17 protein-coding genes and 4 pseudogenes are annotated in these 26,195 nt (G+C 73.5%); 4 read left to right on the top strand and 17 right to left on the bottom strand.

Annotated features, from left to right (window positions below; all coding sequences use genetic code 11):
- Window positions 1–158: 158 nt before the first annotated feature.
- A pseudogene (locus ABEA26_RS24370) lies at window positions 159–389 on the top strand (transposase); the annotation flags it as partial.
- 45 nt (window positions 390–434) lie between these two features.
- Window positions 435–740 (top strand): annotated as a pseudogene (locus ABEA26_RS24365) (transposase); the annotation flags it as partial.
- A 461-nt stretch (window positions 741–1,201) separates the two neighbouring features.
- On the opposite strand, the gene ABEA26_RS24360 reads toward ABEA26_RS24365, so the two are convergent.
- From ABEA26_RS24360 to ABEA26_RS24345, 4 genes are read right to left on the bottom strand one after another with little or no spacing between them, the layout of a single operon-like run.
- Complete coding sequence (locus ABEA26_RS24360; RefSeq protein WP_345595470.1) at window positions 1,202–2,494, bottom strand: TIGR02679 family protein; 1,293 nt, start codon at window positions 2,492–2,494, stop codon at window positions 1,202–1,204.
- Window positions 2,491–6,633, bottom strand: coding sequence for a TIGR02680 family protein (locus ABEA26_RS24355; RefSeq protein ID WP_345595469.1), 4,143 nt, complete (start codon window positions 6,631–6,633; stop codon window positions 2,491–2,493). Before ABEA26_RS24355 ends, ABEA26_RS24360 begins: the two co-directional genes overlap by 4 nt.
- Complete coding sequence (locus ABEA26_RS24350) at window positions 6,630–7,973, bottom strand: TIGR02678 family protein (RefSeq protein WP_345595468.1); 1,344 nt, start codon at window positions 7,971–7,973, stop codon at window positions 6,630–6,632. Before ABEA26_RS24350 ends, ABEA26_RS24355 begins: the two co-directional genes overlap by 4 nt.
- Window positions 7,970–9,523 carry a TIGR02677 family protein gene (locus ABEA26_RS24345; protein WP_345595467.1) on the bottom strand — a complete coding sequence of 518 codons (1,554 nt, stop codon included), beginning with the start codon at window positions 9,521–9,523 and terminating at the stop codon, window positions 7,970–7,972. Before ABEA26_RS24345 ends, ABEA26_RS24350 begins: the two co-directional genes overlap by 4 nt.
- Before the next feature lie 630 nt (window positions 9,524–10,153).
- Here ABEA26_RS24345 and ABEA26_RS24340 point away from each other — a divergent pair.
- Complete coding sequence (locus ABEA26_RS24340; RefSeq protein ID WP_345595466.1) at window positions 10,154–11,236, top strand: class I SAM-dependent methyltransferase; 1,083 nt, start codon at window positions 10,154–10,156, stop codon at window positions 11,234–11,236.
- Here the strand turns inward: ABEA26_RS24340 and ABEA26_RS24335 are convergent.
- The 12 genes and pseudogenes from ABEA26_RS24335 to ABEA26_RS24280 all read right to left on the bottom strand — a co-directional run.
- Window positions 11,163–11,321, bottom strand: a pseudogene (locus tag ABEA26_RS24335) (Y4yA family PLP-dependent enzyme); the annotation flags it as partial. The gene ABEA26_RS24340 and the pseudogene ABEA26_RS24335 overlap by 74 nt on opposite strands.
- Before the next feature lie 91 nt (window positions 11,322–11,412).
- On the bottom strand, window positions 11,413–13,173 hold the full coding sequence (locus ABEA26_RS24330) for an ABC transporter ATP-binding protein (protein WP_345595465.1): 1,761 nt from the start codon (window positions 13,171–13,173) through the stop codon (window positions 11,413–11,415).
- Entirely contained in the window at window positions 13,170–14,909 is a 1,740-nt protein-coding gene (locus tag ABEA26_RS24325) for an ABC transporter ATP-binding protein/permease (protein WP_345595464.1), read from the bottom strand. The genes ABEA26_RS24330 and ABEA26_RS24325 overlap by 4 nt, the downstream gene beginning before the upstream one ends.
- Window positions 14,906–16,039, bottom strand: a complete 1,134-nt coding sequence (locus tag ABEA26_RS24320; RefSeq protein ID WP_345595463.1) for a nitroreductase family protein — start codon at window positions 16,037–16,039, stop codon at window positions 14,906–14,908. The genes ABEA26_RS24325 and ABEA26_RS24320 overlap by 4 nt, the downstream gene beginning before the upstream one ends.
- An 8-nt stretch (window positions 16,040–16,047) precedes the next feature.
- The gene (locus ABEA26_RS24315; protein WP_345595462.1) at window positions 16,048–17,427 is read right to left on the bottom strand and encodes a YcaO-like family protein; all 1,380 of its coding nucleotides are present in this window, start codon (window positions 17,425–17,427) and stop codon (window positions 16,048–16,050) included.
- Window positions 17,424–18,905, bottom strand: a complete 1,482-nt coding sequence (locus ABEA26_RS24310; RefSeq protein WP_345595461.1) for a CocE/NonD family hydrolase — start codon at window positions 18,903–18,905, stop codon at window positions 17,424–17,426. The genes ABEA26_RS24315 and ABEA26_RS24310 overlap by 4 nt, the downstream gene beginning before the upstream one ends.
- Entirely contained in the window at window positions 18,902–19,756 is an 855-nt protein-coding gene (locus tag ABEA26_RS24305) for a hypothetical protein (RefSeq protein ID WP_345595460.1), read from the bottom strand. The genes ABEA26_RS24310 and ABEA26_RS24305 overlap by 4 nt, the downstream gene beginning before the upstream one ends.
- A 92-nt stretch (window positions 19,757–19,848) precedes the next feature.
- Window positions 19,849–19,962, bottom strand: coding sequence for a streptamidine family RiPP (gene amiA, locus ABEA26_RS24300; protein WP_240661371.1), 114 nt, complete (start codon window positions 19,960–19,962; stop codon window positions 19,849–19,851).
- Between the two features lie 57 nt (window positions 19,963–20,019).
- Entirely contained in the window at window positions 20,020–20,841 is an 822-nt protein-coding gene (locus tag ABEA26_RS24295) for an ABC transporter ATP-binding protein (RefSeq protein WP_345595459.1), read from the bottom strand.
- A 20-nt stretch (window positions 20,842–20,861) separates the two neighbouring features.
- Window positions 20,862–21,869 (bottom strand): FecCD family ABC transporter permease, encoded by a 1,008-nt coding sequence (locus ABEA26_RS24290; RefSeq protein WP_345595458.1) that lies wholly within the window; start codon window positions 21,867–21,869, stop codon window positions 20,862–20,864.
- The gene (locus ABEA26_RS24285) at window positions 21,866–23,008 is read right to left on the bottom strand and encodes an iron ABC transporter permease (RefSeq protein ID WP_425587891.1); all 1,143 of its coding nucleotides are present in this window, start codon (window positions 23,006–23,008) and stop codon (window positions 21,866–21,868) included. The genes ABEA26_RS24290 and ABEA26_RS24285 overlap by 4 nt, the downstream gene beginning before the upstream one ends.
- An 83-nt stretch (window positions 23,009–23,091) precedes the next feature.
- A complete protein-coding gene (locus ABEA26_RS24280; protein ID WP_345595456.1) occupies window positions 23,092–24,069 on the bottom strand; it encodes an ABC transporter substrate-binding protein in 978 nt (325 codons plus the stop codon).
- Window positions 24,070–24,154: 85 nt separating this feature from the next.
- On the opposite strand from ABEA26_RS24280, the gene ABEA26_RS24275 reads away from it, so the two are divergent.
- A complete protein-coding gene (locus ABEA26_RS24275) occupies window positions 24,155–25,354 on the top strand; it encodes a YncE family protein (RefSeq protein WP_345595455.1) in 1,200 nt (399 codons plus the stop codon).
- 170 nt (window positions 25,355–25,524) lie between these two features.
- On the opposite strand, the pseudogene ABEA26_RS24270 reads toward ABEA26_RS24275, so the two are convergent.
- Window positions 25,525–25,938, bottom strand: a pseudogene (locus tag ABEA26_RS24270) (hypothetical protein); the annotation flags it as partial.
- Between the last annotated feature and the right edge of the window lie 257 nt (window positions 25,939–26,195).

The raw sequence follows: 26,195 nt of genomic DNA, 5'->3' as shown, positions 1-26,195 counted from the left end.
GGTCGGTCACTGGCGCAATCCTCGCCGAGAACTGGAGCAGATGCCCTCATCGGCACCCCCGGGTGCACTAAAGTCTTCCGAACCCTGCCCCGATTTACCACCTCCGTCATCGGCCTTAGTCGTCGTTTCTTATGGCGTGATCGTTCGCTGAACCGTGCATGACGGATCTGGTCGAACGGCTGCTGCCGGACGAGTTGTGGGTGCTGTTTCGGCGAGTGGCGCCGCCGACCCGACTGAGGCGTCCGCAGGGCGGAGGCCGGCGCCGAGCCGGTGATCGCGGGGCGACTGGCAGCGATCACTTCGTGGCCACCTCGGGATGCGCACGGCGGCAGCTCCCGTCTGTGTTCGGTCCGTGCCGGCAGACGGTTCACCGACGCTTCGCCCAGTGGAGCCGGGACCGCCTCCGGGCCGGCTCCGCCGTGTCGTCCTGGCATCCCCCCATCCGTTCCCGGCGCGGGCCTCGAAGGCGACGCCCGGCGAAACCACACTTCGACAAGGGCTACGACTACGACCACCTGCGCAGATGGCTCCGCCAGCGCGGCATCCGCCACCGCATCGCCCGCAAGGGCGTGGAGACCTCACAGCGGCTCGGCCGCCACCGCTGGGTGGTCGAGCGAACAGAGTCCTGGCTCGCCGGCTGCCGGCGGCTTCACCGTCGCTACGAACGCAAGGCTGAGCGCTTCCTCACCTTCGTCGGCATAGCCGCACTGATCATCTGCTTTCGCCGACTCGCCGCCTGAACTGGGAGAAAGGTGCAGAAGGCGGCAATCAAGAAGAATCTCAGAGGCCGGCCGGGTGGCTGGAAAGCCAGTCACCGTGCCTGTCGCGAAGCCGGTTCCGTTCCGCAGAACTGGCGAGAAAGACGTCGGTAACGAGGACGTCCGCCGACTCGTCGTCGGCGACCTCACGCAGCAGGCCGTCGATGCGTCCACGCTGCCAGGGACAGCGGTCGGCAGCCGCGGAACGAACAGGAAGCAAAGGACGAGATCAGTCCGACCGGCGCGGACGAAACAGGTCGAGCACACCCGGCCTCACCTGATCCCCTAGAAGAACCGCAGGTCAGGACCTCTTCGTAGCGGGTTCCAAAATGGCCACGCACTCCACGTCGACGTCATCGAAATGAGGTCGTAGAAAGAGGGGAGAATAATCTCAGGTCAGCGCACGTACGCGGCCGCTCGGCCGCTCAGAGCGTCGTAGAACGTCACGTCCGGCCAGAGGGACACCTCTGCTCAGCCATGCCGACGAGGTCTTTCAACAACGCTTCCGCCACCAGTTCCTCGACCACGGCGATGCCGTGCTCCGCCATGGCCTCGGCCAGCTCGAGGTCCCAGGGCGCTTCGGTGATGCGCCCCGGCTGAGGACCGCGTGGATTGCGGGCGACCGCGGCACGATAGTCCGCTGCCGTCATGCGCCAGGGACGCGCCGGTGTCTTGTTCAGGACGTAGGCGGCGATGCGGATGCCTTCGCCGTCGAAGTCGCCGTGGTAGCGAAGAGCCGCGCCGTGGTCCGCGAGCATGCGCAGGAACTGGATCGCGGCGCTGTTGGGCCAGCCGGACGTACAGACGAGCGGCGGGCAGCAGGACCCGAAGCGGCGTAGGGCCAGTGCCAGGACGCTGGGGTTCTCCACGACGTGGACGACGGGTACAGGGGCCTCGGGAAGGATGAACTCGCCCGGGTACCGGACGTGGGCGAGGGTCAGACAGGCGGCCTGGCCGGCCTCCGCGCACGCCGTGGCCACCCGGGCGAGCAGGCCGTCGCCGGCCGGGCGCAGACCGCCGACGAGGACGGTGGCGGACAGCTCGTCGTCGGCGACTCCCGCGCGGGTCCACAGGGCGCGCCGCTGCGCGGCGGACTGCGGAGGGACGGTGTCGTACAGGGTCGCCAAGGCACGCAGGACGAGTGCGGACAGGGGTGTACCGTCGTCGAGTGCGTGCGCCTCGCCGCTGAGGACCCGGGCGGCGAAGACGGGCAGGGGTTCTGCTCGGCCGGGCAGTTCGGCGAGCACCTTGAGCGCGTCCGTGAGCAGCGTACGAGTGTGTTCCGCCGAGCCGGCGACCACCCCGGCTGCCCGGCAGGAGGCTGCCCAGTCGGAGAGCACCGGCTGGGCCCTCACCGTCTCGTGCTCGGCCAGCCAGGTCCACAGCTGGGCTCGCTCGTCCTGCCGACGGCGTCGTTCGCCGGCTCTGTCGCCGAGCGGGCCGACGAGCTCGGTGACGACTTCTCGTACGGTGCGGCCGGACAGTTCGGTGACGGCCTCCTCCAGGCGGGTCAGGGGGACGGAGGGGCGTGCGTCCGGCAGGCGGTCGAGGCCGAGGAGGTCTGCGAGCGCCTCGCGCTGGGGGTCGTCGAGCGGTCCGAGGCGTACCCGTGTGACGGGGCGGCCGGAGGAGAGACGGCTGTGGAGCGAGTCCCAGAGGGGGCGCAGTTCCGGGCGGCGCAGGGTGGCATCGCCCGAGGTCGGTTCCGTGTGGATCGTCGCGTCGGTGCTGGTCATCCCGCTTCCAGGTCGCTGCCGTTCCAGACGAAGCGGGCGCTGGTGACCGCGTCGTCGTCCCCGTCGGTGAGAAGTTGGTGGACGGCTATGCCGGGCAGTTCGCCGTAGGTGCACCATTCGTGGTCGGAGGTGACCATGAGGTCCAGGTCGAGGGCGGTGAGCAGCGCGAAGACCTGTCCGCGGTTGACCGTGTCGACTCCGACGAAGACCTCGTCCAGCAGGATCGGCCGGGGTGCCAGGGGCACGGCCTCGTAGTGGGCGGCGACGGCGGCGAAGAGGGGCAGGTGCAGTGCGATGGCCTTCTCTCCTCCGGAGAGCGCGCCGTGCAGCTTCTTGGTCAGCGGCTGCCAGCCGGTCCCGTTCGCCCGGTCGAGGCGGACGGTGAAACGGTGCCAGGCGGTGTAGTCGAGCACCTCACCGAGCTGTTCCTCCCAGCTCGCGGCCGTCTCACTGCCTTTGGCCTCCTCGATGCGGGCGCGGAAGAAGACGTGCAGGGCCTCCCGATCGCTCTCGGTGACCCGGCCGGGGTCCTTGAGCAGCAGCTGACGGGCGGTGCGGGTGCTGTCCGGAAGGTCCGGGCGGACGTCCCAGACGAGTTGGACGGCGACGTTGGAGGCGGTGCGGACCCGCTCCAGGTGCCCGTTCATGCGGTCGACGAGTTCGCCGGCCTGGCGGATGCGGGCCGCGAGGTGGCGGCGGATGTCGCCGGTGAGGATCTGGTCGAACAGGCGCCGTTCGGCGGCCGTGATGTCGTCCCGGCTGCGGTCCCGCTCCTGAGTGAGCGTGCTGAGCAGGCCCGTCGCCCCCACGCGTACGCCGTCCAGGGTGGCGGTGAAGAGCTGGATGTCGTCGTCCGGTTCCAGGTCCAGGTCGGCGCGGGTGCCGAGATGCTGGCGGGCCTCGTGGACCGCTTCGGACAGGCGGGTCGCGGCGTCGCCCAGGTTGCGCGGGGCGTGCGGGATGTCCGGCCACTTCGCCGCTGTGGCGCGAGCGGCCTCCAGGGTGGCCTTGGTACCGTCCCCGGCGTCGAGTGCCGCTGTGATGCCGGCGTCCGCGGCCAGACCGGCCAGGCACAGGTGCCGGAAGCGGTGCGCCGCCGTGTCCCGGGTCGCGACGGCCTGTTCCCGTCGTTCGGCGTCCTGGCCGCTGGTGGCACGCAGTTCTCCGACCTGTCCTTCCAGGCGCAACAGGAGTTCGGCGGCCCGGCCGGCCTCCTCACGGCAGCGGCGCAGCTCGGCGCGCGCCTCGGCGACGCGTTCGACGATCTGCCGGTAGTCCGCGCCGACGGTGGCTTCCACTGCCTCCAGGCGCGCATTCAGCCCCGTTGCCTGCGCTTCGGCGGCGGCCGCGTCTTCGGCGCGTTCCTCGGCGGTCCGGCGCGATCGGTCCGCCTGAGCGGCCCGCTGGCGGGCCCGGTCGGCGGCGGCGGTCGCGGCGAGCCGGGCGTCCACCCAACTGTCGGCGGTGTCCCGGAACCTGTCGATGGCGTCGGAGAGCGTACGCAACCGGGCGCGGTCGGTGGGCAGTCCGTGTTCGGCGGCTCGGCGGTCGAGCGTGCGCAGAGCGCCTGCCACCTCCCTCTCGCACCGCGCCAGTCGTCCGGCGACGTCACGCACGGCGTCGTCCCGAGCCGCCACGGTGTCCTCCGCGCGGTCCCGGTCACGCCGCCGGGCGTCGAGTTCCCGGTGGTCGGGGCGGGCCGAGCGGTCGGCGTCCAGCCGGGCGCGGCGGGCGGCGAGGCCGCGCAGTCGATCGTCGAGTGCGGCCAGGGAGGCGTTGGTCTCGCCGATGCGGTCGGTCAGTTCGCCGATCACGCGTTGTCGGGCACGCTGACGTGCCAGGGCGCCGATGTGGGCGGGTTCCGGCTTGCTCCAGGTCCCGGTGGCGAGCGCGAGACGCCATGCGCCGTCGGCGGAGACGGCCGCGGGGTGCCCGCCCGGCAGAGTGGGGCCGTAGGCGATGCCTGCGAGGATGCGGGTCACGGTGTCGGCCGGGACGGGGATGTCCTCCTCGGGCCTCAGCACCTCCAGCAGGCTGGGCCCCGGGGCGGTCGCGGCCAGGGCGGCCTCGGCGCGGGTGTCGTGACCCGGCAGCGTGACTCCGTCGTAGGGACTGACCCAGGCGTCCAGGAGACCCGACGCCTCCAGTGCGGCCTCCACCGCGGACTGGACGGGGAGCGGGACGCCTTCGCGGAAGGCGACCACGCGCCACAGGGGTGCTCCCGCCGTCACCGTACGGACGGCGGTGCGGGTGGGCGGGGGCGCAGGCGGCAGGTCGGTTTCACCGCTCAGCCGTCGTAGCTGCTCCTCCAGTCGGCTCCGCTCGTCCCGCAGACCCTGGCGTGCGGCTCGGGTGGTGGCCTCCTCCGTGGCGATCTCCTGTTCCAGCGGGCGTGCGGCAGCTTCGGTCAGGGCCGTCACCTCGGCATCCGCCGCTGCCGCGGCAGCGAGTTCGTCGAGGTCGGTGATGCGCAGTTCCGTGCAGTCCTCGGCCCAGGCGAGCAGGCGTTCCGCCTGTGCGGCAAGGGCGTCGTCCCAGGCTGCGGCCACCTCGTCCCGCCGGGCGATCGCCTCCGCGAGACGGGTGCGGGCCTCGTCCAGCAGTTCCTCGGCGGTGCCTCGGTCGCGTACGGCGCGGTCATGCTCGTCGATCGCCTCGGCGACGAGGGTGAGCTGCTGCCGTCGGGCGGTGTCCGCGCCGCGCAGCAGCCGACGTGCTTGTCGCGCTCCGTCCTCGCCCGTCCTGCGGGGGACGCCGCCCTGGTCGCGCCCTGTGCTGTGGGGGAGGGCCGCCGCGGGATCCGCCGCGTCGAGGCCCGTCCTCACCTCGTGGTGGATGGACTCCAGCCCTGCTGCCCGAGCCGCCCTGTGTGCTTCCCCGGCGGCTTCGCGTGCGTGCTCGCCGCGTGTGCGGGCCTGGTCCGCCGCCTCGTCGGCGTGCCGCCCATCCTCCTCCGACCGGGCCTGAGCGGCGTGTGCGGCGGCTCGCTGCCTTTCGGCGGCGGCTGTCACGTCTTCGGTGCGGCGGCGGAGCCGGTCGAGTTCCTCGCCCTGCTGGTACGCGTCACTCTCGCGCAGGCCCTCGACGGTCTCCTCCAGGGCATGCGCGCGCAGCTCCTGTTCCTCGCGCCGGGCCTGGGCCGACTCGCGTTCCGCCAACGCCTGTTCGAGTTTCTCGGCGCTCCGGCGGGCGACGCGGGTGAGGTTGTCCATATCCGTCGTGGCTGAGATGAGCGCGGCGGAACTCGCGCGCAGGACCCGTCGCGCGTAGGCACGTTGCCGGGACGCGATGGTCTCGGCAGCCGTCACCTCGTCATCGAGCCGTGTGAGGTGTTCGCGTTGCCGGTCGAGCCGTTCGAAGCCCTCGGCGAGTTCGGCGATCTCCCCCTCGCCCAGCGGGGGCAGGGCACGGGACAGCAGAATGGAGAGCAGGGACGGGTCGAGCCGCTCGGACAGTTTGGGCTGACGCAGCTGGAGCAGGGCCGACAGCAGCGACTCGTAACGCTGCGCCCCCATCCCCGCGAAGAGTTCACGCCGTACGGCCGTGCGGTAGTCGGTGGCCGAGGCATGGACGTCGCCTCGGTCGCGCAGGGCTTCGGCGAGGGCGGCCCGGGTCAGTGGCTGTCCCGCGTCGTTGACGAGGAGCACACCGTCGGGACGCGCGATTCTGGAGCCGGTGGTGAAGTAGTCGGCGTATACCGCGCTGGTGTGCACGCTCGCCTGCAGGCGCGCCCCGCAGCCGAACCACCGCTCGGTGCCGTCGTCGCCGACGCGGCGGAACTCCATCCACACGTATCCGACGCGGGTCTTGCCGGAGGCGCCCTCGCCCAGCAGGTTCCAGTGCATGGTGCGTTCCGAACCGCCGAACGTGGACAGGCGGTTGGGGCGGAGGCTGGCGTCGAAGAGGAACGGCAGCAGCAGTTCCAGGGCCTTGGACTTGCCCGAACCGTTCTGGCCGCGCAGCAGCAGGCGGCCCTGGTGGAAGGTGAACGTCTCGTCGTAGTAGCGCCAGACGTTGAGGATGCCGGCGCGGTGGGGCTGCCAGCGGCTGCCGGTGGCAGCCGCCGCTCGGGCGGCGGATGCCACGGCCGGTCCGGTGGGCTCGGGCCGCCGGGGGAAGGGAAGCTTGGTCACGCTCACTGCTCGTCTCCTTCTGCGGCGACGCTCTCGGCAGCCGTGCCGCCTGCCGCCCGGGGGGCGGCGTCCCCATCCGGTCCGGGCTTGTCGTCCCGGTCCGGACTCGTCGTCTGTGTCAGGCGGTAGCGGTATGCGGCCGGGCACGCGATGACGCGCCCCCCGGTCCGGCGGGCCAGGCCGACGTCACGCAGGACGCGTACGGCGTCGTCGGACAGCCGGGCCGCGCCGTCCTCGGACTGGTACGCCCTGGCCCACCGCGGGAAGCGCCGCAGCAGGTCCTCGCCGGCCTCGGCGAGCTGCTCGGGCAGCAGTCCTGCGGGCGCGGCGCACAGCGGCTCCAGGAGGAGCAGGGCGGCGACCCGGGCGGTGGACGTGTCGTCGGGGAAGCGGACGTCGGTGGCCAGCCCGTCCGGGTCCACGAGCAGGTAGCCCTCGGCTCGTTCCTCCAGCAGGAAACCGGCCTGCTCGACCGAGCGGCGCAGGATCTGGCGTCCGGACAGGGAGGTGACGTACGCCAGCTCGTCGTCGGTCAGGTCCGTCCGGTACAGCACGGGGTCGTCGAAGAGGCGGCGCAGCACCGAGTGGCGCAGCCTCAGGTTGCGTTGCGCGTCCGTGGCGGCCCGCTCGCCGTGCTCCTCGTCCGCGGCGCCGTCGGCGACCGCGCCGCCGTAACGGCGCTCGCGCACCAGGCCGGTGAGGAGTTCCCCGAACCGCGCGGGCACCTCGTCCGGGGGCACGGCGAGCCGGGAGGCGCCGACGGGCGCGGCGGGCAGCCGCATCAGCAGCGTGGTGTCCACCCGGTAGAGGACCTTCGCGTCGGCGGACGCGACGTACGCCTCGGTGGTCCCGTCGACGGCGCGCAGCACGTCGTAGGACTCCAGCAGTTTCAGAACGTCGACGAACGCCATTCGCTCCGGCTTGTGCACCGGGTCGAACGCGGTCAGCGCCCGGTCGGCCGACGTGGCCTGCACGACACGGTCGGCGAGCATGCCGATGGTCGTCATCGGCATGGACAGCAGCTCGGCGGCGGTCACGCACAGCAGCACGTAACGCCGACGGTCGAACGGGGCCCGGCCGGAACGCGTCCTGCGGGCCGGCCGGGTGCCGTCCGGGTCGGCGCGGACCTTGGTGAGGCGGGCGTAGCCGCGGCGCGGTTCCACCACCAGGCTCCAGCCGCAGGTGTAGTCGAACCACTGGGCCAGCGGCTCGCGACGGCGGCGTACCAGTTCAAAGCCGGCCGGGTCGGCGGCCTCGGTCAGCAAGGGCCGGGCCAGCAGGAGACGGATGGCGCGGGCGACCTGCTCCCGCTCCGCGGCGGCGAGTTGGTTGGCAAGGGTGCTCATCCGGCTGCCTCCCGCCGCGCGGCGCCCGGCCGTGGGAGGGGGCTCGCCGCGCCGGCCGCTGTGATGAGTACGAGGTAGTCCGGTCCGACGAGTGTGCCCTTCGTCGTGCGCAGTACGGCGGTGCGCTCGTCGGGAGGTGGGGACAGCGCGATCTCCACCCGGCCGTCCCCCGTCGTGGCGCGCCGCGAGCCAGTCGTGTCCGGCCGGGCGGCCAGGGCCCGGCCCACCAGGTCGAGCAGCCGCTCGAAAACGGCGGGATCGAGTGTGCCGAAGGAGGACAGGCGCACTGGGCCGTCCGTCTCCAACGCCTGCCAGGCACGCGCGAGTTCCGTCCGCTCCGCGCGGGCCCGCTCCGCGCGCTCGGCCCTGACCGCCGCTACGTCCCGCACCCTGGCCGTGCGCGTGAAGCGCTCCGTCCGTCCGCTGGTCCGCAGCAGCGCCGACACCTCCACGGGCGGGGCCTTGGACCAGGAACGGGACGACGGGGTCAACTCCGGGTCCGGGTGGGCGAGGTGGGCGTGGCGCGCCGGGCCGAGTCCGAAGGCGGCCGACCACAGCCGGTGCAGGTCCTCCTCCGCCGGAGCGGCGGCGAACCAGCGCGCCAGCTCCCGGAAGTCCTGTACGGCGCTGGAGGAGCGGCGCCGTGACTCGTTGATCCGCTCCAGGACCTGCAGCAGCGAGACGATGGCGCGCCGGGCGATGTCGTGCAGCTGCTCGATCCGGGGGCGTGCCCCGTCGTCCGGCAGAAACCAGGCCCGCAGGCCCGCCCAGCGCGCCCGCCTGCTCTCCAGCCAGCCGGCCGCGGGGTCCTCACCGGCGACCGGGGGCAGTTCGGCCCCACGCAGGGCGCGCTCGCGCAGCACGGCGGTCCCCCGCTCCTCCACCCGGGCCACGGCGGCGGCGACCGCCTGCCCGCGCCGGTCGAGGTTGACCAGGAACTCCTGCAGATACGCGACGGTGGCGGCCTTGACCTCGCGGAAGACCTCCAGGTCCGCGCCCTCGGCGCGCAGGAGGCGCTGCAGTTCCCCGTTGAACGCCTTGGTGTTCTCCACCAGGGCTTCCAGATGTGCCTCCAGCTCACGCAGCGTGCTGAAGATCCGCCGGTCGGCGGAGGCGGGTTCGCCGGACAGCAGGCAGAGCTCGTCCAGCCGGTCGGCGATGGCCTCCAGTACGGCGGTCTGCAGCGCCCCCGTGGAAGCCAGCACCTCGAGCGCGTGCCGCACTCCGGCGAGAGCCGCCTCACCCCGGCGGGTCAGCGAGTACTGGAGGTTGCGCCGCTCGTACTCCTCGGCCGTGCGGTAGTTCTCCGCGTGGTTGTGCACGACGTCGAGGAGCTCCCACTTCACGAGCCGGGCGAGCGCGTCGTGCAGTTCCCCGTCGTCGACGTCCGCCACCCACCCCACCGTGCGCAGTCGCTCGCGCACCGCGTCGGCCCCCAGCGTCGTTTCGAGGTGCTCGCCGGCCACGCCGAAGGCGTCCAGCACCGCCCCGTACAGGTCGGCCTTCTCCCCCGTCGTGAACCGGAACATGTCCGGTGGCACCCTGCGCATGCCTGTCGTCCCTCCCCACTACCCCGGCGGCATCGGCGATCTCCACCGTAGAGGGCGGCACCGACATGACGGGCCGTGTCACGGAAGAGGGGTGTGCGCCCCGGTCTGCCGGGGAATGGGCGGTGACCGGCCTCCCGCGGGCACGGGTGGTGGTCCAGCGTGGCCGTGGACACCGGTTCCCCCGATTGTGAGGCCCTTCGTGCACATCGCGCCCCTCAGCCCCGACGACCCTTCCGAGCTGGGCGGATACGAACTGCTCGGCCGGATCGGGCAGGGCGGGACGGGACGGGACGGGCCAGGTGTTCCTGGGCGAGTCACCCGGCGGGGAACCCGCCGCCGTGACGTCCGGCCCGACGCCATCGCACACCCGACGGGTGAATCCAGGCTTTTTGGTTCCGGACTCAGGGTACGCAGGCATACCGGCAGTCGAGCCCGGTGACGCCTGGCTACCCTGCGGTCGGGCTCCGCCGCTGCTCTTCGGCCACTACGCGCAGGCGGTGTGGCGGCGCAACCCGAGCGGGCGCCATTCGAGCGTCAAGAATTCTCGGCGCCACGAAGTAACTCATACCGTCAGGACCGTGTGCTGTCGCATAACCGGTCGCCTGCTCCGTCCGGAAGGCTGGCCCCGGCATGACCCGCGTCCCCTCCCGCGCCGTGGAGAACCGCAAGGAACACGCACTTCTGAGGGACGCGCGGGCCGAAGAGATCGTCGCCTCGATCGACTACGACTTCGGACGCTTCGACGAACTCCCCAGCCTCACCGGCGCACTGCTGCGCACCCTCCTCTTCGACCGGTGGGTGACGGACTTCCTGTCCGCCCATCCCGACGCCACCGTGGTCGAGGTCGGCACCAAGCTCAACACACGCCACGAACGCGTCGACAACAGCCGCGCCCGTTGGTTCGACCTCGACCTGCCCGACGTGATCGGCCTGCGCCGGAACTTCTTCACAGACAGCCCCCGGCGGACGATGACCGCAGCCTCGGTGACGGACGAGGCGTGGGCAGCGGAGGTGGCCTCGCACGCCATCGGGCCGTACCTGTTCGTCGCGGAGGCCGTACTGCCCTACCTGCACGAACCCGACGTGCGCGGGGTCATCGGCCTCCTCGCCGACCGCTTCCCGGGCGCCCTGCTGGCCCTGGACACCGCCGGCCCCGGTTTCTTCGACACTCAGGAACAGCACGACGCCCTCAGCGTGGTCGAGGCCCGTATGCACTGGCACTGCCCTGATCCGGCCCAACTGGCCGACTGGCGGCCGGGTGCACGCGTACTGGCGTCACACACCCTCACCAGCCTGCCCGAAGAGCTGGTGGCCCAGTTGCCGCCCCTCCTCCGCCAGCAGATGGTGTCCGCCATCGCCGCCCAGCGGCTCCCCCAGGCCGAGGGCTACCGCCTCAACCTCCTGCGCCTGCTGACATCCGCAGGCACGCCCTACGGCCGGTTCCGGCCGTGCCTCCACCGAGTCACGGCCGGAACCGGGGCCCGTCGCGCGAGCGGCTCGACTGCCAGGAAGACTTGGCGACCCGGGCAGGAAGCCGGCCTGGGCCTGCTCACGCACGCGGACGCGCGACACGAACTTCCGAAGAGCAGACCTCGCTCCACCGCGGGAACCGGCTGCGCGTACGTCACCCGCAAGAACCGTCCTCCGCCGCCAGTCGCCGCAGCAGAGCGGTGGACCTGTTCGCCTTGTGCGCGAAGTACACCCGCCCGGTGAGATGGTGGCGGCGGTGGACGGCACGGAGGCGGGCGGCGTTCTCGGCCACGGCCCCGGGGATCAGCACGTTGAGCGGCGGCCCCAGCGCGTCGACGAGCGAGTGCGGGAAGCAGTCGTTTCCAGGTACGCCCGCCCCTGAGCGTCACTGGTCCGGTGCCCGGGGTGAAGTGACGTGCTCAGGAAAGGGCGGTACTGCTGAGGACGCGGTTGAGGGCGCCGCCGGGACGGCTTGTGAGTTCCTCCCAGGTTCCCTCTTCCGTGATGCGGCCCTCCTCCAGGACGGCGATGCGGTCGGCGCGGCGGATGGTGGCCGGGCGGTGGGCGATGTAGATCGTCGTGCGGCTCTCCTCCCGCAGGGCGGTGGCGAGTTCGGCGTCGCCGGTGTTGTCCAGGTGGGCGGTGGACTCGTCGAGCACGAGAACCCGCGGTCCGGCCAGCAGCGCGCGGGCCAGGGCGATGCGGGCCCGCTGACCGCCGGAGAGCGTAGCGCCCCGCTCGCCGACGAGGGTGTCCAGCGGGGCGATCCGGTCGACGCCGCACAGCCGTGCCGCCTCCGCCAGCGCCCGGTCGTCGGCCTCGGGCGCGGCGAGCCGCAGGTTCTCGGCGAGGGTGCCGTGGAAGAGGGGACTGTCCTGTCCCACCAGCACCACCGCACGCCGCAGTTCCGCGTCGCTCACCTTTCGCACGTCCACGGGATCGCCGTTGGCGGGCAGCAACTGGACCTCGCCGGCGGACGGGTCCCAGAAGCGGGCCAGCAGATGGGCGCAGGTGGACTTGCCTGCACCGGAGGCGCCGACGAGGGCGAGTGTCCGGCCGTGGTGGACCGTGAGGTCGACGCCGTCCAGCACGGCCCCGCCGCCGTAGTCGAACCTCACTCGGTGCAGCCGGACGCCCAGTGGTCCGGAAGGCAGGGAGCGTGGTGCGGTGGGCGGCGGTGCGAGGGCGGGGGCCTTGACGGCCGCGTCGACGCGGGAGGCGGCGGCGCGCAGTGCCACGGCCTGGCTCAGAGCACGGGCCGACTCCGCCACGGGGCCGAGCACGGACAGGGACAGTGCCATCGCGGCCGGAGCCCAGGCACCGTGCAGCCGTCCGGAGGTCACGGACTGAGCCGCCGCGCCGACCACGCCGAGGACCGCCACCACGATGAGGAGGTCGCGGACGGCGGCGGCGACTGCCTCCCAGGTGGCCTCGGCGCGCTGGGCGTCGCCCACCTGCCGCCCCCGCTCCGCCAGCGTGCGGCGGCGTTCGGCCAGAGCACCGAAGGCGAGCAGTTCGCGCAGCCCGTCCACCGTCTCCACCGTGTCGGCCGACAGCGCGGCCACGGCCGTGCGGGTGCGGCCGCCGCGCACGGTGCGCGCGCGTGCGTCGGCGAAGGGCGCCGCGGCGAGCAGGGCCGCGACCGGCAGGACGGCCACCAGCAGCCACGGCTCCACCAATGCCAGAAGCACCGAGCCGCCGGTGAAGACCGTTCCCGCGGCGAGCAGTTGGGCGGTGGTGTGGGCGTAGAAGAACTCAAGTGCCTCCACGTCGGCCATGGCGGTGGCGGCGAGGTCGCCGCTGCGGCGGCCCGCGACCCGGGCGGGCGCGCTGCGGGCCAGTCCGTCGAAAACGCGGACCCGCAGTGCGGCCAGGACCCGGTAGGCGAGGTCGTGGGAGAGGTCCATCTCCCGCCAGGTCATCAGGGCGCGCGTCACGACGAGCGCGGCGAGCGCGATGACGGTGCCGGCCGAGGGAGCGTGCCCGTCGATGACGGCGGTGCCCACGGTGTGCGCGGCCAGGGTCAGCAGCGCGACGAGGGAGCCCTGTTCGAGGACGGCGGCGACGCAGGTGCGGGCCGTCATGGCGCGGTGCCCGGCGAGGGCGGGCAGCAGGGCGCGCAGTGCGCCCCGCGCGGGGACGTCCGCCCCGGTGGCGGCGGGGCCCGTAACGGTGCTCATGCGGCGAGTTCCCCTCGGTGGGCGCGGCCGGCTTCGACGAGCCGGGTGTAGACGCCGCCGGCCTCGACCAGGCCGGTGTGGTCGCCGACGGCGTCCACCCGCCCCGCGTCGAGGACGACGATCTGGTCGGCGTGCCGGACGGCCGCGAGCCGGTGGGCGACCACCAGGACGGTCCGCCCGCCGACCGCCTTCAGCAGCTCCCGGACGATGTCCGCCTCGCGTCGCTCGTCGACCGCGCTGGTGGCCTCGTCGAGAACGAGGACCGGGGCGTCGGACAGCAGGGCCCGGGCGAGGGCGAGCCGCTGCCGCTGGCCGCCGGAGAGCGTGGCGCCCCGTTCGCCGAGGACGGTGGCGTAGCCGTCCGGCAGAGCGGCGATCTCGTCGTGGATCCCCGCGGTGCGCGCCGCCAGGGTGAGCTCGTCGTCGGTGGCGCCGGGCCGCGCGAGACGCAGGTTGTCGGCGATGGTGGCATGGAACAGGTATGTCTCCTGCGAGACCACGGCGATGCCCCGCCGCAGCGAGTCGAGCGCGCAGTCGGTCGTGGGGCGCTCGTCGAGGGTGATCCGCCCTCCCTGCGGGTCGTGGTGACGCAGGAGCAGGGCCAGCAGGGTCGACTTGCCCGCGCCGGACGGCCCGACGATCGCGGTGGTCCGTCCCGCCCGCGCGGTGAAGGAGACACCGTCCAGGGCGGGTGTGGGAGCACCGTCGTAGGTGAACCGGACATCGTGGAACCGGAGTTCGGGGGGAGCGTGCCAGTGCGCGGGCGCCGTCGCGATGTCGGGGACCGCCGGCTCGGCCGTACGCAGGGCCGCCAGCCCGTCTGCGGCCGACACTCCCAGGTAGCCGGCGTGCCATTCCCGGGCAAGGTCGCGGACCGGGCGGAAGCACTCGGAGGCCAGCAGCAGCACCAGGTAGGTGCCTGCCGCGGTGGTGGATCCGGTGACGGCCGACCAACACGCCAGGAGCGCGGCGGCGGCGGTGCCGCCCTGGATGGCGAGGTCGGTGAGGCCGGTGTCGACCAGGGACACACGCAGTTTGGCGACGGTCGCGCGGTGCAGGGCCGCGGACCGCTCCTCCAGGCGTGCGCGGGTGCGGCCGACGGCGCCCGCGGCGCGCAGGGCGGGCATGCCCTGGAGGGCCTCCAGGTAGTCGGCGCCCAGTCCTTCGTAGGTGTCCCAGTGCTCCTTTCCGCGGGCGGCGAGGAGCCGGTCCCAGGCGCGTGGGCCCAGCAGGGCCAGGAGCAGGGCGGGGACGAGTCCGAGGAGGGCCCGGGGTTCGACCACGGCGAGGGCGGCGAGAACCAGGGGTGGCACCGCGAAGGTGACCAGGAGCTGGGGCAGGTAGCGGGAGACGTAGGCGTCGACGCCCTCCACCCCCTCGACCAGGGTGGTGCGGACGGCTCCCGCCCGCGCTGTGGTCAGGTACGCGGGCCCCAGCCGGCCCAGGTGGGCGAGGAGTTCGTCGCGCAGTGCCACCCTGACCCGGGCCCCGGCGCGGGTGGCGGTGCGCCGCTGCCACAGGGCGAGCCCGGCGCGGGCGGCGACGACGGCGAGCACCGCGGCCAGCAGCCACGGGAGCCGGCCGGTGTCACCGCGGGCCGCGCCGGCGAGCGCGAGGGCCAGCAGCGCCGCCTGCGCCAGGTGCGTGAGGGTGACGGCACCCTGCAAGAGGGTGGCCGCGAGCAGGGGGCGCCGTGCGCGCCGTGCGGCGCGGCGCAGCTCGGGGTGGACGATCATGTGGAGTTCTCCTCGTCGGCGTGGCGGGTGCCGAGGGCCAGGGCGTGCACGACCCAGTCACGGCCCGGCGCGGCGCCGAGGGCGGCGCCGAGGTCCGCCTGCTGCCAGGAACCGACGGGCCGGGCCGCCAGCCCGTGGCGCTGAGCGGTGAGATGGGCCAGGTGGACGGCGAAGCCGGCCCGTAGGTGGGCGCGGCGGATGTGCGCGGCGTCGGCGTCCGTGGGGCAGCCGTGGGCGAGCAGGACGGTGCCCGCGTCCGCGAGCCACGTCTGGCCCGCCGCCCAGGCCGCGAGGGTCGGGCGGGTCTCGCCGGACGTGTGGCGCCGCAGGGCCGTGCCCCCGTGGGCCAGTTCCACGAAGCCGGGCCGAGGCGGGCCGACCGCGGCGCACCAGCGCAACAGGCCACCGTGCCCGGCCCGTTCGGCGGTGGCCAGGACTGCCCGCAACGCATCGTGCGGTGGGAGGCCCGGCAGCGGCGGTGGGGTACTGCGGCGCGCCAGCAGTTCGGCCGGGGTCGGCGGGGCCTCAGTCTCCGCGGGGCGCCTCGGGCTCCGCACGTCGGGCGGTGGGATGCGTACGACGGCCAGGGGGTTCTCGGCGTGTCCGTCCAGCTGTACGCGGGGTTCGCCCGTGTTCAGAGCGCGGGCCGCCAGGAACAGCGCCGCGGCGGCGTGCCCGGTGTCCAGCAGCAGAAGGGGCCAGGCCCGGTGGCCGTAGTGGGACACCGTGCGCTGTGCGGTGACGGAGAGTGCGGCGGTCACGCCCGCCGGGGTGCCGTCGACGGGCGGGCCGACGTGGTGGACACGGTGGCGCAGCGGGTCGTAGCCGTAGCGGCCGGGCGGCAGGGAGCAACCGGTGCCGACGACCAGTTCGGTGTCCACCGGGTGCAGCGCACCGGCGGAGGGGGTGGGCCTGAGGCGTCCGGAGGTGTCCGAGGCCGCCAGGGACAGGCGCAACAGGGCCCGCAGGTCGAGGTCCGCGGGGCCGGCCTCCGGGATCGGGCACGGCGGCCCCGGCCAGGGCCGGACGGCTGTTCCGGCGGGCGTGTCGGAGCCGGGGCGCTTCGGGGAGCGGGCCCGGGCGAGGGCTGCGACGAGGCCCGTCGGCGGGTTGCCGTGGTGGTCTTCCACAGCGGCCCTCACATGTGCGGCGGAGGTGCCAGCGTGAAGTCCCGCGGCGCGCTGGGCGCGGTCGCGCGCCATCCGCGCGCGACGGCGGCCTCGGCAAGGCGCGGGCAGCCGAAGTAGCCGAAGGCGGCCGGCGCGTTGGGCAGGAGTCCGGAGACGAGGACTCTGGCGACGCGCAGCGCGGTCTCCGCCACGTCCTCGGTGGTGAGATCGAAGGTCATCACACGGTGGCCTCCCCCGCGCAGCGTGCTCTTCAGCCGCTCCCGGCTTCCGGGCTCGACCGCGTCGACGGATACCGTCCCGAGCCCGGGGGCGGTGAACCGCCGGGCCTCGGCCGCCATCCGTTCGTCCAGCCACACCTGCACGTGTGCTCCCAGGTCCCGCACGTGCTCGAACTGCTCGCCGCACACGTCGAGGTAGCGGCCGTCGGCCCGGTGGTCCAGGTAGAGCCCGCGGGCGAGCAGCCCGGCCTCGACCGCCTGGAAGACCCAGCCGTCGGAGCCGGTCAGCCCCTGGGTGAAAACCCAGGTGTGGACGGCTTCGAGGACGGCCTTGCGGGCGGCTTCGGCCGGGTCGTACTTGCAGGCGAACCCGGCGGCGTACAGGCCGAGGCGCGGGTCGTGCACGAGCGCGGCCATGCAGGGGGCGAACTCCGAGTGCATCTCGACGATGTGGACGTCGAGCGCGGAACCGGCGAGGTCGTCCGCGAGGCCGGGCACGCTCGCCGGGTCGATGCCCCGGGCCGGGCCGTCCAGATGCCACCACAGTTCCAGGGCGTCGCGTTCGACGATCTCCAGCAGGCCGCGCTCGACAGCGTCGTCGAAGCCCTGCCCGGTGGCGATCCCGGCGTAGTTGAGGTGGTGGGTGCGGGGCAGTTCGCGCAGGCCGCCCTGGCGCCAGTTGAGGTGGGTGAGCGAGACGGGTGCCCAGACCTCGGCAGCCGTCCCGTCGGGCAGTCGTTCGGTTCCCCGTGTCCACAGCGCCGGGGTGTCGGCGGTGAGCGGGCGGTAGGGGAACTTCGCACGGGCGTACTGCCAGGGTGCGTAGGCGGGCAGGTCGTCCGGGCCGTACAGGCGCAGGCCCTTGTCCGTCAGTTCGGCGGCGGTGGCGCGCAGGGGTGCGTCCGGGTGGCCTGGCGGCGGCACGCGGTTGCCGCAGTATCGCTCCACCCCCTCGGCTATCGCGGCGACGCGGGCCTGCTCGGGGTCGCCGAAGGTGGTGCCGAGGGAGACCCGGTCGGCGGGCCACAGCCCGAGTCTGCGAGCGTCGGACATCTCGGCCGTGAGCGCGGTGTAGCGGGGCGGGGCTCCCGCGGGGTGCTCGACGGGCTTGACCTTTCGGACGATTCCGCAGACGGGGTCGACGAGCGCTTCCAGCGGCAGAGCCGTCATCGCAGGATCTCCTCGGCGGGGTCGGTGGGGGCGGGACGGGACGGGAGCACGGGCAGGTTCAGCACCACGCTGTCCGGATCGACCTCCCGCCGGGAGGCGAGCAGCTGTTCGGCCGTCATCGGGTCGTCCCCGGTGTGGGGGTTGCGGGCGTGGGCCGGGAAGTGGTGCCCGGCGATCTCCAGGCGCAGCCGGGTACCGGCCCGGAGCCGGCGTGCGAGCCGGCCGAGTCCGACGGTGAACGCGGCTTCCCGGCCGACCGGTTCGGCACGCCGGACGATACCGACGGCGAGCCGCTCGGCGGTCCCGTCCGGTGGGAGCGCGACGAGCCTGGCGGCCCAGTCGGCGGACGGTGTGTGGGCGGTGGCCCGCAGCCGCACGCTTACGGGGCCGACGAGGTCGAGCGGACGCGGTGACGGCGGTGTGACCAGCAGGCAGCGGTCGGGCGGGGCATCGGCGGGGACGGCCAGGTCGTCGGAGCGAACGGGCCGGGCGGGATCGGCGGTGAAGGAGGAACCGTGCAGCAGGCGCGTGCGGTGGGCGCGCGGTACTCCCTCGCCGTCGGCGGGCAGCCATAGGCCGGCGCCGCCGAGCGCCAGTGCGCCGTGGTGGCCGGGGGCGAGGTCGCCGGCCAGGGCGCGGCGGGCCCAGCGCACGTACAGCTCGCCGAGGTTCAGCCGGTGGGCGAGTCCCGCGTCCGGCCCCGGGGCAGCGGTCAGAGGGTGCCCCCAGGGGCCGAGCAGCAGACGCGCCGAGGAGCCGCGCCAGGCGCGCCACAGAGCGACGGTCTCCTCGGTGAAGTGGTCGTGGTGGCCGCCCACCGCGAGCAGGGGCGGCCCGGCGTGCACCGCCCGCGCCACGAGGTGCCCGCGGTCGGGCCGGCGCCACAACCCCGCCCACGAGGGCAGGGCGCGTCCCAGCCGCTCGGGCAGGGCGGACAACGGAAGGTGGGCGAGCAGGTCGGGGTCCTCGGCGAGGGCCTTGTTCAGCGCGCTTTCGTCGGAGTCGCGCCGGTCGCCGTGGGCGGCCCACCATCCGGCGCGGGAGAGCAGCCGTTCCACGCCGGACGCCTCGCGGGCTGTCTCCGCCGGGCCGAGGGCGGGCACGGCCGCGATGACGGCGTCCGGCCGGGCGTCCCCGGGCGCGTCGAGGGCGAGGACGAGGGCGCAGTGGGCGGCGTAGGAGGCGCCGGCGGCCACCAGCCGTCCGTCGCTCCACGGCTGCCGCCGGATCCAGCGGACGGCCGCTGTTCCGTCGGCGGTCTCGTGCGTGTACGGGTGCCACTCCCCCGGCGACGCGAACCGCCCCCGCACGTCCTGGACGACGGCGGCGAACCCGCGGCGGGCCCAGCCACGCGCCTCGGCCTCGTGCCGGGTCCGGTCGTAGGGGGTGCGCACCAGGACGGCCGGGAAGGGGCCGTCACCGGCCGGGAACAGGACGTCGGTGGCGAGTTCCCCCACAGCCGTGCTGAGCGCCGTCATCCGTCCTTCCTCGGCGTCGGCGCGACGTCGGGCACCGGCAGCACGGGGTGCTCGGTGACGGTCAGCGTGCGCAGGTCCACCCGTCGCAGTCGGCGCCGCGCCGGGAGTCCCGCCGGGTCAGAGGCTCCGGTGGCCCACCGGGCGAGATCGTCCGCGAGCAGCGCCGCGAGCAGCATGGCGGCCGGCGCGGCGAGCCGGACCGGCGCGCCGGAGGTACGCGGTCCGCTCCAGTACGCGGCCAGTTCGCGGTGAGCGGGCGTGGCGGCGAGCCGGCGGGACCGGACGTGCGCCGAGGTGACGTCCCCGGGAGCGGCGGCCACCGGCTCGACGTACGCCTGCCAGCCCTCGCGGTGGCAGCGCAGCCACGCGACACCGTGCTCGGGCAGCCGGTCGGCGGCGTCCCACAAGCCGTCCGGCACGGGTCCGTCCAGGCACCACACGACCGCGGAGGAGTCTTCGTCGAGCAGGTCCTCGATGCCCACGGGCGAGCTGCCGGAGGCGGTCAGGGCCGGAGTCGTACGGGGCCGCGCGCCCAGGACGGCCAGTTGTACGGCGAGCGGTTCGGTCAGCACCGGGTCGCCGAGGATCCGAATGTCCCGGCGAGCGGCGGGCCACTTCGGGGCCGACTGCCCTTCCGCCAGATAACCGGCTTCTTCGAACGCGCGGGCCACGCGGTCCAGCTCTTCGTCCAGCGGTGCCGTGGTCCCCCCGGTGAGCAGGGTGAGCAAGGCGTCCTCGTCGACGTCTCCTGTCCTGACGCCGAGGAACTCCCCCGCGGGGGTGCGGACGGCAAGCCCCCGCCCGGGCACGGTGACGACCTCGACACCGGGGACGAGTCGGCTACGGGACACGGCGTTCCTCCTGTCGGCGGGACCTGGGACGGGTGTGGGCCCGCCCGGAAGGCATCGGGCGGGCCCACGGTCGAGGGTGGCTGGGCCCTCGCCTACTCCTCGGTGTCGTCGAAGGGGTTCTCTACGAGCGCGTTGGAGTGAGAGGCCGAGTCGTGAGCCAGCTGACCCGGGTCGGCGATCGGCGCGAAGACCTGCTCGTTGTCCATGAACTCTCCTTCATCAGCGGGGAGATACGGCGTTCGGATGAGCGCCGTGACCACAATCTAATGAATCTGATTTTCATATTCTAGTGCCGCGATGGGGTGATCTGGGTAACACACTGACCATCCCCCTTCCGGATCCTCACCGACCCGGCCGGCCACCTGCAGCACCTCCGCCAGCAACCCCGGCGTGACGACCTGCTTCGGCGCTCCGTCGGCCACCACACGGCCCTCCCGCAGGGCGACGATCCGCTCGGCGAACCGGGCCGCGTGGGCCAGGTCGTGCAGCACCATCACCACCGTGAGCCCGCGGTCCTCGCGCAGACGCACCACGGTCTGCAGTACGTCGAGCTGGTGGTGCAGATCCAGGTACGTGGTCGGCTCGTCGAGCAGCAGGACCCGGGTGTCCTGAGCGAGCGCCATCGCGAGCCGGACGCGTTGCCGCTCGCCGCCGGACAGCGCGTCGACGTCACGTTCGGCCCATTCCTCCACCCCGACGTCACGCAGCGCCCGGCGCACGACGGGGTCATCGCCCTCGCGCAGCATGCCCAGCGGGCCACGTGCCGCGTACCGCCCCTGACGCACGAGGTGACTTACCGTCATACCCGGCACGGCCGGAGCCGACTGGTGCAGCAAGGCCACCCTCCGTGCCGTCGCGCGTCTGGAGAGCCGCGCGAGGTCGTCCCCGCCGAGCAGCACGCGCCCTTCGTCGGGTTGCAGCAGCCCGGCGGCCAGCCGCAGCAGGGTCGACTTGCCGCAACCGTTCAGGCCGATCAGGGCAGTCAGTTCGCCCGGCCGGACGGTCAGGTCGACGCCCCGCAGCACGGGCCGTCCGGGGTATCCGAAGTGGACCCCCTCGACATGGATCCCCACGGACTCGATCATGCTCTGTCCTCGATTCGACGTCAGAACGTACGGCTCGGCGTGCGGCGCACGACGAGCAGCAGCAGCGCGGCACCGAAGCAGGCGGTGAGCGCCCCGACCGGCAGCGTGAGCCGGCCGGAGTCCAGCGCCGTCGCCAGCAGCCGCGAGGACAACTGCGCCGCCGCGTCCGCCCCGCACACCACGACCGCGCCCGTCAGGGCGGCGCCGGGAAGGCTCCGGCGCAGGTCCGCACCGAAGACGGCCACGGCCAGATGCGGGACGAGCAACCCGATGAAGCCCAGCGCGCCGACGGCGGCCACGGCGCCGGCGGTCAGGGCCACCGCGCACAGCAGGGCCAGGCTCCGGGCCCGGCGAGCGGAGAGACCGGCTGCGAGGGCGATGTCGTCCCCGCAGCGCAGCAGGGTCAACGGCCCCGCCAGCAGCCAGGCGGCAGCCCCCCAGACGAGCGCCCACGGCCACAGCAGGTGCCAGTGCTCCCACACCCGGCCCTCCGTGGTGCCCACCAGCCACTGCACGACGCTGCCGAGCTCGCCCGGCTCGACGAGCAGCACCATGGCGGTGAGCCCGCCGAGCACCGCCGACACCAGCACCCCGTGCACGGCGGTCTGCGCGGGATCACCGCGCCCGCGGCCGGCGAGCAGCCACAGCAGCGCCGCTCCGGCGCATCCGCCCGCGCACGCGGCGAGGACCACGGCCAGGGGCGACTCCCACCCGGCGAGCCCCAGGGCGGTCGCGGTGACGGCGCCGAGGACCGCCCCCGGGGTCACGCCCGTCACCTCGGGCCCGGCCAGGGGATTGCGCAGTGCGGACTGCAGGACCAACCCTGCCACGGCCAGACAGGCGCCCGCGCCGAGGGCGACCAGCAGCCTCGGCAGACGCAGTTGGAACAGGATGTGGCGCTCCGTCGCGTCACCGCCGCCGTTGAGGACGTCCCAGACCGCCCCCGGGGACATGCCGCGCCCGGCCAACACCTCCACCGCGGCGCACACGACGGCCAGTGCCGCGAGGGCCGTGAAACGCCGGGTCACCGTACGTCCTCCGTTCCGGTCGTCCCGAGAGGCGGCGAGGTCGGGCCGCCGGGCCCGGGTCCACCCCGGTCAGCGTGGCGCGATGCCCCGGCGGGAGGTACTCCGTCCGCCACACCCGAAGTCCTCTTCCGCGGCCCGGACAGCGGCTCGCGCACCCCGGCCGAAGCGGCCGGTCCGCGCCGGGCCGCCGCCCCGCGGCGGCCACCCGACCGCATCAGCGCGACGCCGGCCGGCACCCCCAGCAGGGCCGTCCACGCGCCGGCAGGCGTCTCCACGGGTGCCAACGCCAACCGGGCCGGGACATCGGCGACCACCACGACGACAGCGCCCCAGGCCGCGGACCAGGGAAGCCAGCGCACCGCTCCCGCCGCGGGATCGAACCAGCGGCTCAGGTGTGGGGCGAGGAACCCCACCCAGGCGACGGGCCCGCACACGGCCGTCACCGGAGCGATCAGCACCACGGCGATGGCCAGCGCTGCCAGCCGGGCGCGCTGAGCCCGCACACCGAGCGCCTCCGCGTCCTCGTCGCCCAGCCGCAGCACGGACAGCACCGGCGCGCAGAGCACGAGTGCGGGCACCGCGACGAGCAGCCACGGCCACAGGCCCGTCACGTCGTCCCACGTCCGGGCGGAGAGGGAACCGAGCAGGTAGCGGTAGATCAGCTGGAGGTCCAACTGGTCGGCCATGACCATCAGCACGAGCAGCGCGGCCTGCAACGCGGCCGCCACCGCCGCGCCGGTCAGCAACACGGCGGACGGACCGCGGCCGATCCCGGCGACAAGCAACGTGAGCCCTCCACCGAGGGCGGCCCCGCCGATGGCCAGCAAGGGCTGGACGGCGGCGGGCAGTGAGAAGGCCAGCACCAGCGGCGCGGCCACCCCCAGCGCGGCCCCTGACGACACACCCAGCATCTCCGGCACCGCCAGCGGATTGCGCAGCGCCTCCTGGAGCACCAGTCCGGCCGCCCCCAGACAGGCTCCGGCGACCAACGCGAGCAGCAGCCGGGGCGCGCGGAGTTCGCTCACGACGATCCCGGCGAGGGTGGTGTCCCCCTCCAGCACGGTGGTGACCAGCCGGTGCGGGGGGACGTGGGGGGTGCCGAGGCTGAGCGCGCAGACCGAGGAGACGGCCAGCAACACGATCACCAGAAGCGGCTGCCACCTCCGCGCACCGCGCGACGGCCGCTCTCCGTCCACCGCGGCGGGCTCCGGGGGGAACGTCCTCACCGCAGCGCGGCCGTGGCCTCGTCGAGCACGATCCCCAGCGAACGGGTGCCGCGCCCCTTGGCCCACGCCTCCGAGTCCACCTCGTGGACGTCACCGTTCTTCACTGCCGGGATCTTGCCCCAGAGCGGGTTCCCGGCGAGCTTCTCGGACAGTTCGCCGTCCGCGTCGCCGAAGCTCAGCGTCTCGACGAACAGCACGTCGACGTCGTTGGCGAGGATCTCCTCGAGACTGTAACTTCCCTCCACACCACGGGACTTCCACGGGTAGTCGGCGATCTTGGGGAACAGACTGGCGGCCACGTCACCTTCGGGCGTCGCGACGCCGAAGTTCTCGTCACTGCCGTAGATGATCAACGCGGTCTTGTCGCTCGGGGTCTGCTCGGCCTCGGCGAGCTTCGCCCGGAAGGTCCTCTCCGCCTTCTCCCCCTGGGCGGTGCGGCCGGTGAGCGCGGCGGTGTCGCGCAGGTAGGCCACGCTGTCCTGCCACGTCTCGGGCTGCATGGCCCAGAACGTGGTGACCCCCTTGAGCGCTGGGGCGAGCTTGCCGTGAGTGTCCCCGAGACCGATCACGAGATCGGGCTTGTGGGAGAGGATCGCCTCCACCTCCGGGGCGACGAACCCGCCGGGTATGACGTCCACCTCCTTGGCCTTCTCCTCCCCCAGGAAGTCCGGGTGCGCGAGCAACGCGCTGTTGGTGGCCGTCGGCACGATGCCCAGTTCCGTCAGGATGTCGTCGCACAGGGCGAACAGACAGACGATCCGCTCGGGCTCCTTCTTCAAGGAGATCTTGACGCCGTTGGTGTCGGTCAACCCCGTCGACGCCTTGATGGGTTCGACGGTCACCTCCGTCTTCCCCTTGGGCCTGGCCTTGTCGCTCGCGGGTTCTTCGGAGGACGAGCCGCAGCCGACCAGGAGCGAACCCACCGCCGCCGCGGTGAGCCAACTGCGAACGAATCTCGACGGTGAGCGCAGCATCGATGCCCTCGCTTCTTCTCAGGTACCGGGAACGCACTGAAGATACATGATTATCGTTTTCACCAGATCAGTTTCTGGAGGACTCATGCCTGCTGCCACACCCGTCCTGCTCGTCTCCGACCATGTGGCCGGAGACGTACACCTGCTGACCGTGCCGGACGGTGCGGTAGCAGGACGCCTCACCGGCCGTCACCTCTCGGAGCACGCCGGGTTCCTGGCGCTGCCGGGCGGGCGGGTAGCCTGCGTCGACGACCGCCGCGGGGAACTGCTGGTGCTCGACCCCTACGCCGAGGAACTCGTGGAACGCACGGTTCCGGTCGCCGTGCCGGCCGAGCACCTCGCCTGCGACCCGTCCGGCCGCCGACTCGCCGTCACCACCGGCCTCGGCAGGAACAGCGAACCGTGGTCGGACCTGCTCACGGTCCTCGACCTGGCCACCGGAGAGACCGCACAGGTGCGGACACGCATCGGCGAACCGGGCGTGACCGTGCTGGGCGAGACCGACTCCCTGGTCGTACTGCGGCACCGGGAACCCGGCGCGCTGGCCGTCCACCGGTTCGCGGACCTCCTCGCGGCTCCGCCCGGCTGCCCCCTGGTGACCCCGCACGCGCTCCTGCCGCTGCCGGACGACGGACACGGGGACGCACAGGCACCCGGCTCGGCGCAGGTGTTCGCGGCCACGAGCCGGGGAGTGCACCGGGCCCGCAGAAAGGGCGACGTCCTCGCTGCCGAGGCGGTCATTCCGTGGGGGTCGCCCGCCCGGGGCTGGTACCTCCGGCTCGACACCCGGCGTCAGGCACTGTGGACCACGCTGCGCGGCGGCGACCCGGACCCGCTGCGCTGGCCGGAGTGGACCAACCAGGCATGGCACCACGAGCTGGGAACCGGCCGCACGCTGCTCACGAACCTCGGTCCCGGGCTCGTCTTCCGGCTGGCCCTCGCCCGGCGCCACACCGCCTTCACCCGTGTCCATCCCGACGGCGACGAGCTGATCCTGCTCGGCGCCGACGGCGCCGCCCGCCGCTTCCCCCTGCCCGGTATGAGCGGTGCTCCACGTCGCGGGGGCACCCCCTGGGAGGGCGTCCAACGCCGAGCGGTGGCCGCCTCACCGGGCTCCGACTGGATCGCCGTCACCCGGGGCGGCCACGGCGAGGTGCACATCATCGACGCGGAGACCGGCTACGAGGCGGCCCGTCCGCGGCTGAGCACACCACTGCATCACGGCGGACACCTGACACTGCGCGTCCGGAACGACGGTGCCGACGGTGATCCCGTGGGTCGGTGACGGGTCGCGTGGGCCGACGCGCTCCAGGCGTCCCCGACAGCCACCGCCCCACACGAGCGACACCCGGTACCCCGCCCCACGTGCGTCCGTACGCCGCTCCTCCCGTCGGGGCCGAAAACCGGGGGTCCGGTCCCGCGGCGGGACAGCGGTGTGCCCTCGCCACCGCAGCGTCAAGGCCGATGTGGCGAGGGCACGTTGCGGAGCCGGTGTCCGGCGACGACGCCCGACAGTTCGCTGGTGCTCTTCGGCAGGGTGAAGGAAGTGATCTTCTCCCCCGTCTCCACGGCGATGGCGTGCAGCGCCTTCTTTCCGGGCTCGGAGACGTACGCGACGTGCCCGCGGACGAACAGGGTGGGCCGGGCCTGCTGCCACTCGCCCGCGGCGGGGGATCTCCTTCTCGACCTGCCGGTGTTCTGGTCGATGACGTGGATGGCGCCGTCTGTGCCGAGACCCAGGGCCTGGCCTTGCGGACCGCGGGCCAGTGAGCGGAAGGAGTAGCTGGTGCCCAGGTCCACCAGACGCGGCTTCTTCCTCTCGGTGTCGGTGAGGGAGACCCGGGTGGGCCGCTCCAGCTCGGCCTCGGGGCTCCAAGCCCTTGAGGGCCTCACCGCAACCCGGCAACGGCCCGGTCCGGCCGACAGATCATGAGCGTCATACGAGCGTCAAGAATCTTGAAAACCGGCCGGCCCGCCCGTCCCCCCATTACAAAACCCCAGGTGAGACGGCTACACGAGCCTCCACCTGTTGGATACCCCAAAACAGGCCAAGACCTCCGACGCCCGGGCGAAACCGCAGGTCAGGAGCCCTTCGCGGCCGGTTCGAGGATGGCGACACACTCCAC

Source organism: Streptomyces marokkonensis (assembly GCF_039539045.1).
GTDB lineage: Bacteria > Actinomycetota > Actinomycetes > Streptomycetales > Streptomycetaceae > Streptomyces > Streptomyces marokkonensis.
The sequence above is the reverse complement of the archived record's forward strand: the minus strand, read 5'-3'. Positions and strand labels throughout refer to the sequence as shown.

Coding starts and splice junctions, on each gene's coding strand:
- ABEA26_RS24330 (WP_345595465.1), bottom strand. CDS start 13,173: ATGAGCACCGTTACGGGCCCCGCCGCCACCGGGGCGGACGTCCCCGCG.
- ABEA26_RS24360 (WP_345595470.1), bottom strand. CDS start 2,494: ATGACCAGCACCGACGCGACGATCCACACGGAACCGACCTCGGGCGAT.
- ABEA26_RS24350 (WP_345595468.1), bottom strand. CDS start 7,973: ATGAGCACCCTTGCCAACCAACTCGCCGCCGCGGAGCGGGAGCAGGTC.
- ABEA26_RS24315 (WP_345595462.1), bottom strand. CDS start 17,427: ATGACGGCTCTGCCGCTGGAAGCGCTCGTCGACCCCGTCTGCGGAATC.
- ABEA26_RS24340 (WP_345595466.1), top strand. CDS start 10,154: ATGACCCGCGTCCCCTCCCGCGCCGTGGAGAACCGCAAGGAACACGCA.
- ABEA26_RS24310 (WP_345595461.1), bottom strand. CDS start 18,905: ATGACGGCGCTCAGCACGGCTGTGGGGGAACTCGCCACCGACGTCCTG.
- ABEA26_RS24345 (WP_345595467.1), bottom strand. CDS start 9,523: ATGCGCAGGGTGCCACCGGACATGTTCCGGTTCACGACGGGGGAGAAG.
- ABEA26_RS24295 (WP_345595459.1), bottom strand. CDS start 20,841: ATGATCGAGTCCGTGGGGATCCATGTCGAGGGGGTCCACTTCGGATAC.
- ABEA26_RS24280 (WP_345595456.1), bottom strand. CDS start 24,069: ATGCTGCGCTCACCGTCGAGATTCGTTCGCAGTTGGCTCACCGCGGCG.
- ABEA26_RS24325 (WP_345595464.1), bottom strand. CDS start 14,909: ATGATCGTCCACCCCGAGCTGCGCCGCGCCGCACGGCGCGCACGGCGC.
- amiA (WP_240661371.1), bottom strand. CDS start 19,962: ATGGACAACGAGCAGGTCTTCGCGCCGATCGCCGACCCGGGTCAGCTG.
- ABEA26_RS24275 (WP_345595455.1), top strand. CDS start 24,155: ATGCCTGCTGCCACACCCGTCCTGCTCGTCTCCGACCATGTGGCCGGA.